5 protein-coding genes and 2 pseudogenes are annotated in these 6,247 nt (G+C 65.2%); 1 reads left to right on the top strand and 6 read right to left on the bottom strand.

Features of this window, described 5'->3' with window-relative positions; genetic code table 11:
* The 4 genes and pseudogenes from QOI01_RS09405 to QOI01_RS09390 form a co-directional block, all read right to left on the bottom strand.
* The coding region (locus tag QOI01_RS09405; RefSeq protein ID WP_526380186.1) for a sulfurtransferase at positions 1–734 on the bottom strand (734 nt) is incomplete at its 3' end.
* A complete protein-coding gene (locus tag QOI01_RS09400) occupies positions 694–1,413 on the bottom strand; it encodes a methyltransferase domain-containing protein (RefSeq protein ID WP_526380184.1) in 720 nt (239 codons plus the stop codon). The genes QOI01_RS09400 and QOI01_RS09405, both read right to left, overlap by 41 nt.
* Positions 1,414–1,626: 213 nt before the next feature.
* The gene (locus tag QOI01_RS09395; RefSeq protein ID WP_526380182.1) at positions 1,627–2,199 is read right to left on the bottom strand and encodes a hypothetical protein; all 573 of its coding nucleotides are present in this window, start codon (positions 2,197–2,199) and stop codon (positions 1,627–1,629) included.
* 80 nt (positions 2,200–2,279) lie between these two features.
* Positions 2,280–3,496, bottom strand: a pseudogene (locus tag QOI01_RS09390) (Ig-like domain-containing protein).
* Positions 3,497–4,020: 524 nt separating this feature from the next.
* On the opposite strand from QOI01_RS09390, the pseudogene QOI01_RS09385 reads away from it, so the two are divergent.
* Positions 4,021–4,697 (top strand): annotated as a pseudogene (locus tag QOI01_RS09385) (transposase); the annotation flags it as partial.
* 120 nt (positions 4,698–4,817) lie between these two features.
* On the opposite strand, the gene QOI01_RS09380 reads toward QOI01_RS09385, so the two are convergent.
* Together QOI01_RS09380 and QOI01_RS09375 are read right to left on the bottom strand one after the other, a co-directional pair.
* Complete coding sequence (locus QOI01_RS09380) at positions 4,818–5,612, bottom strand: SAM-dependent methyltransferase (protein ID WP_526380180.1); 795 nt, start codon at positions 5,610–5,612, stop codon at positions 4,818–4,820.
* Positions 5,613–5,667: 55 nt separating this feature from the next.
* Positions 5,668–6,247: Rossmann-fold NAD(P)-binding domain-containing protein (locus QOI01_RS09375; RefSeq protein ID WP_526380178.1), on the bottom strand; the 580-nt coding region annotated here is incomplete at its 5' end.

Raw genomic sequence — 6,247 nt, 5'->3', positions numbered from 1 at the left:
ACGAACCAGGTATGCGAGGACCGCTCACCGATGCGGCAGTACGCGATGGTCGGCTGGGATCCGTCCAGGCCGGCGTGGGCGTAGATCGCCGTCAGGTCCTCGTCGGACTTGAACGTGCCGTCCTCGTCGGCGGCCCGACTCCACGGCACGTTGATCGTGCCGCTGATGTGACCGGCACGCTGTGCCTGCTCCTGTGGCAGGTGCGCGGGGGCCAGTATCTTGCCGGAGAATTCGTCGGGGGAGCGGACGTCGACCAGGTTCTTGGTCCCGATCGCGTCGAGGACTTCGTCGCGGAACGCGCGGATCGACACGTCCGGCGCCTCGGCCTTGTAGTGGGTGCCCGGCCGGTGAACGGCCTCGGTGCTCAGCGGGCGAGCGTCGAGTTCCCATTTCTTGCGGCCGCCGTCGAGCAGCTTGACGTTGTCGTGCCCGTAGAGCTTGAAGTACCAGTAGGCGTAGGCGGCGAACCAGTTGTTGTTGCCGCCGTAGAGGATCACGGTGTCGTCGCCTGCGATGCCGCGGTCAGACAGCAGCTCGGAGAATTGGTCCTGGTTGACGAAGTCGCGGCGCACCGGGGCCTGCAGGTCGGTGCGCCAGTCGAGTTTGACCGCACCCTCGATGTGACCACCGTCGTAGGCGGTGGTGTCCTCGTCGACCTCGACGAATACCACGTTCGGGTTGTCCAGATTCAGTTCAGCCCAGTCGGCGGTGACCAGGACGTTGTTGCGGCTCATGCGGTGACTCCTCATATCTGGGTTGGGATTGGTTCTGATTTCCTGTCATGGGTGCTGGTTTGCGGGCGACGAGGCGTTCGACGAGGCCCAGCTTGAACCGCTCGACACGTTCGATGTCGAATCCGGTCGCGCGGACCTGGGTGAGTGGGCGGCGCAGGAAGTGTTCGCCGCCCAAGGGGACGGTGACGGTTTCCAGGACGCGCTGCACCACACGCGCGGGCCGCGAGGAGCTTTCGATGTGATCGACGAGGATGAGCTGTCCACCGGGTCGCAGGACTCGGGTCATCTCGGAGATGGCCACGGTGGGGTCGGGGATCGCGCACAGCCCGAATGTGCAGACGACGGTATCGAAGGAGGCGTCGTCGAACGTGAGCGTGTGGGCGTCGCCCTGCAGCAGGGTGGCGGTGCGCCCAAGCTCGACGGCCCGGGCGCGGGCGATGTCGAGCATCGGGTCGCTGAGGTCGATGCCGGTCAGCGTGATGTCGTCGGGGTAGGCGCCGAGGTTGAGCCCGGTTCCGACGGCGACCTCCAGCACCTCCCCGGTGGCCTGTCCACACGCCCAGCTGCGGGAATCTCCGAACAAGTGACGTTCGAAGAACCGCATCTCCTTGTCATAGGAGCGGGACTTCTTGTCCCAGTAGCGATGCCACCGGGCTGGGTGATCCTTGGTGGATGTCATGGGCTGTTCACCTCTCTTGTCTCGACGATCTGGCAACAGTGGGCATTACGAACGCCCAGCTAGCGCTGAGGTGTGAAGGGGCGATGAGGACGTGGTGTGCCACCGGTGTGCGTTGCGGCCACCTCGACCGGGCGCGCCGCTGGTGGGCATGCGCACCGGGTGAACGGTCCTCTTCGCCATCTTGTCGGCTCCGACCTCAATGGATGAGTGCAACTAGGAACCCATTCCCATCATCGGCTTCATCATCGCCGGCATGCCGTCATCGACGAAGCCGGAAACTTCTCGCGCGTGCGCCCGGATGGCTTGCGTCATGTCCGGATCGCTCGAGGTTTCCACCGCGACAACGCCCTTGGGGGTGAAGCTGAGTTGGCGTTGGTAGTCGGCGGCGCGGTTGAACAGAGTCGGCAGGCTCTGGCTCATGCACATCACCTCGGCACCCTGGGCGACGTGGGTGTACATCGCCGACACGTGCCCCTGCAGTTGGGCAACGAGGTCGGGGGAATCCGATTCGGTGGTGGTGCGCACGCCACCGGGAATGTCCTCGACGGTGCGGCGGAGCTCAGTGTGCCGGTTGAACATCTCCATGTAGGTGCTCATCTCGCCACCCGACACGCCGCCCATCATCCCCGGGCCCATCATCTGCGAGGTCGCGATGTCGTTGAACCCGTTGGGCTTCACGTCGGGCAAAGGCGCGCCCACGATGCTGCGCACCGCGTACCCCAGGCCGAGGAGCCCTCCGCCCGTGCCGAGCAAGACCAGCGCCGCTCGTCTCGTCAATTTGGCCATGTCCAGTGTTCTCCTGTCGTGACTCGTTGTACCCGCAAGCCCACCGCGCACGCCCGAACTGCGCCGGCGACGCGTCACGGTCAGCCCAGCGCGCTACCTGTCAACCATTGTTCCCACGGCATGCTCCAGTCGCCGTTTTGCCACACTTGGAGGGGTTCGCCGCCGGTGTTGCGGACTTCGACGATGTCTCCGGGTTGGGAGAAGTCGAAGAACCATTGGGCGTTGTCGGCGTTGAGGTTCAAGCAGCCGTGCGAGACGTTGGTGTTGCCCTGTGCCCACACCGTGCTCTCGAGTTGGTGCAGGTAGACGCCGTCGGTGCTGATTCGGGTGGCGTAGCGGATGGTTTCTCGATAGCCCAGCCGCGAGTTGATGGGCAGCCCGAAGGTCGACGAGTCCATGATCACCGGATTGGCTTTGTCCATCACGGTGTAGATGCCGGGCTGGGTCCAAAATGAGATGGTCTGCCCGCCAATCGTTTCACTGCCACCCATTCCCATCGAGGTGGGCATCGTGCGGACCAGGGCGCCGTTGTCGTAGACACTGACCTGTTTGGTGCGGTCGTCGGCGATCGAGACGTGGGCGTCGCCGACGGTGAAGTTCGCCCAGCTGTCTTCTTGCCCGTAGAGGCCCTCGCCCAACGGGATTGCGTAGATGTTCGCGTTTGCGGTGACCGACGTGCCGGGCGCAAAGTATCGCTGTGGTCGCCAGTGGGCATTTTGGTCATCGAGCCAATACCACGACCCGGCCACGGCCGGAGACGTGGTCACCGACAGCCGGCGTTCGGCGGCTGCGCGATCGGTGATCGGCTCATCGAAGTGGGCGGCGATCACCGTGCCGATGCCGTAGGTGCCGCCGTCTTGTAGCGCGGTACCTACGGTGGTGTTGAGATAGACCTTCGTTTGATTGCCCGGGGTCAGGGTGGAGAACGTGGACACCTGAGTCACCGGCGTGCCATCGGTTCCGGCGCCGGTGGCGGTCAGGGTGTAGGTCCGGCCGTAGCCGAGGGGACGCAGGGTTTCCATACCGTGCCGTCCGGTGTCATGACGCCAACGATGCGATTGCCATGCTCGTTGAGCATCGAGACGTCAGTGAGTGTTCCCGACGTCGCGGTAACCGCAACGGTGCCAAGGGGATCGACGTCGCGGGCATCCGCGGTCGGGGTGATGGTCATCGTCGCCGGCATTGGCGGCGCAAGGTTCACGACGCCCGCGGGAGCACTGGCCCTGGCGGGCGGACACTCCGCGGAGCAACGCGGCAGCGACACGCTCACCACCGTCCCCAACACCGCGAGGACCATCAGAACCGCGCCCAGCACGACCACTCGGACTCGGCGATCGACGATCAAGGACGGCTCCCGTGTCGCAGCCGACCTGGTCGCGGCCTGCTGGGCCGGATCAAGACGTTTCCGACTACGGTTCGCGACACGGCGGTACGGGGTGAACACCGGACGTTGTCCCGTTGCCCACCAGCCTGAGGCCCATCGCCGCCGGTCGCTGGCTGACTCCTGGGCACGCCCCGTTCACGCCGCTGACATGGCACAAGCGCGGCTGTTCGACCACATTCCGCACAGTGAGATCGCCGAACTGGAGGGCCGGGCCGAATCCGCTGAGTCACGCTGGCTGCCGCCGGCGTGAGCGCGGCGGCGGGGACGTAAAACGGCGGGCGAGGACGACAGGAGGATGGGGGACGTTCATCTGATGAATCAGCCGTTCCTCCTAGCTACTTCGACCTGAAAAAGTCGGGGCGTGGCGGTCCCTGATGGTGGTGCTTTTGGGCGCGAAGATGGCCTCAACCCCTTGGTGAGAAGGGATTGAGGCCATCGTGCTCAGAACTGTAAACGACCAGCCGACGTTGTGGGATGCGGTCCTGCCGCCGGAGTTGTTGGTCCTGCCCGTCGAGCTGGGCGGGTGGATGCACTGCTGGAGGACTCGGTGTTCTTCGGTCCGTTCGCCGCCCATTTCGACGCCCGGATCGGTCGGCCGTCGATTCCGATGGAGACCTATCTGCGGTTGATGTTTCTGAAGTTCCGCTACCGGCTGGGCTATGAGTCGTTGTGCCGGGAAGTGTCCGATTCGATTTCCTGGCAGCGGTTTTGCCGAATCCCGTTCGGTACCCGGGTGCCGCACCCCCCGACGTTGATGAAGATCACCACTCGCTGCGGCGAAGACGCGGTCGCCGGGCTGAACGAGGCGCCGCTGGCGAAGGCGGCCGCGGCGAAACTGCTGCGCACCGACAAGGTCCGCGCCGACACCACCGTCATCCCGGCTGCGGTGTCCTATCCGACCGATTCGGGTCTGCTGGCCCAGGCGATCGGTTCGATGGCCCGCAGTAGTGGCGCGGATCAAAGCCGTCGGTGGTGCGACCCGCACCGCGTTGCGGGATCGGCGGCGCTCGGCGGGCGGCGGGCCCGCTCGATCGCCGCGAAGCTGAAATTACGCGGAGAGCAGCAGCGCGATCAGGCCCAGGCCGCGGTGCGCCGGATCACCGGTGAACTGGCCCATTCGCGCCGCCATGCGCGCCCTATACCTGGCACTCGGCGAACCCGATCGAGCGCCTCTGTCTGAGTCGGAAAAGTCCCTTCCGGACATGCGATACAACTGAGGTTGGATGCAGGGTCGTTAGGACGCGTGCTTGGCGAAACGGCCACGAACGACCGTGAGCGTGCCAGCTTCGAGGGCGCCGGCGAAGTTGGCGGTGCGGGTCCACCCGTCGTCGATGATCATGGGTATGCCCGGTCCGGCTGGTAGCCCAGCCCCGAAGGTCTTCTTGACCCAGGCACTGACCCAGTGGGACTCGTCGACCCAGTCGAGACAGTCGAAGCCCCCGCTAGTGATCGCGGCTCGGAGTTCGTCAGGCTGCACGACGTGGCTATCGGTGCCGTTGATCGACCACGGCAGCGGCCAGCGGATGGGTGCGTTGCTGTTGGCGCTGCAGACATCCCAGATCGCGAACTGGCTGCCCTCGGCGAGCTGATCGGCGATGGCCCGGTACCAACGTGCTTTGTCGGCGATGTTCATTTGGACGTGCATGCTCAACGCGGCCGTATACGGCCGAGCGGGGTGGTGGTCCTCGATGCCGGCGCACTCGAAGGTGACCAAATGTGCGAGCCCGCACCGCTGGGTGAGGTGTGTCGCGGTGTTGACGTAGCCGCGGGTGATATCGATGCCGTGCACCGTTGCACCGTGTTTCTGGGCGATTCGGCGGGCCGGGCCGCCGAATCCCGACCCGATGTCGAGGACGCGATCGTCTGGCGCCAGCGCCATCGCCGCGGTGACGCTATCGACCGCATCGAGACCGCCGATGTGGTACTGGTCGAGGAGATTGAGCTGCTCGGGTGTGATGGGATCGGCCAGTCCGTGCTCAGCGAGCAGGCGGTCCACCGTTTCCTTGACCCCGTGTTCGGTGTAGGTCATGGTCAAGTTCCTATCGTGAAAAGTGGGCGGATTAAGCCGACGCGTGTCGCGGCGGTCAACTAGCGATCGCGTTGGGATGGGGCTGAAACTCGGAGTGCTCATGACGCCACACTGGCGAATCCATGACGTAACTCGGCGCGTGGGGTTGGGGGTGCAGCTGTTGCCGGGCGAAGCGGTCGAGGTTGTAGCGAGGTGTCACACCGATACGCAGGAACTTCGCCAGCGCCCTCGCCGTGTTCGCAGGGGTGCGTTGCGCGATGGGAAGCTGCGCGTAACGGCGCGCCGTGGTCTCGAATGACTCCGGTTCCATCCCCGCCACCAGCCGGACGTGATCGGTCGGTGCGCCGAACTCGAACGCGCCCCGCTCGTGTTCGGCGAAGTACTCCCGCAATTGCAGCTGTTGGAATCGGTCAATGCCACCGACCCGCAAGGCCTTGAACACCACCAACAGTGGCAGAGCTACCGCCCTGACCTTTCGGTCAAGCAGGGTGGACAGCACCTCGGCCATCTGATCGCCGTCCAACAACTCCGGGCCGGTCGGCCGGTAGGTGCGGCCGTGATGGCGTTGTGGGTCGATCAGGGCGCCGACCACGACGCGGGCGATGTCCTGGTTTGACGGTGGCGCGTTCCGCCCG

It is taken from the genome of Mycobacterium sp., from assembly GCF_032162605.1.
GTDB lineage: Bacteria > Actinomycetota > Actinomycetes > Mycobacteriales > Mycobacteriaceae > Mycobacterium.
Note: the sequence above shows the minus strand (reverse complement) of the source record. Positions and strands in the feature narration are given on the sequence as shown.

Excerpts from the sequence above, each read along its gene's own strand:
- QOI01_RS09395 (WP_526380182.1), bottom strand. The coding sequence starts at position 2,199 with ATGGCCAAATTGACGAGACGAGCGGCGCTGGTCTTGCTCGGCACGGGC.
- QOI01_RS09380 (WP_526380180.1), bottom strand. The coding sequence starts at position 5,612 with ATGACCTACACCGAACACGGGGTCAAGGAAACGGTGGACCGCCTGCTC.
- QOI01_RS09400 (WP_526380184.1), bottom strand. The coding sequence starts at position 1,413 with ATGACATCCACCAAGGATCACCCAGCCCGGTGGCATCGCTACTGGGAC.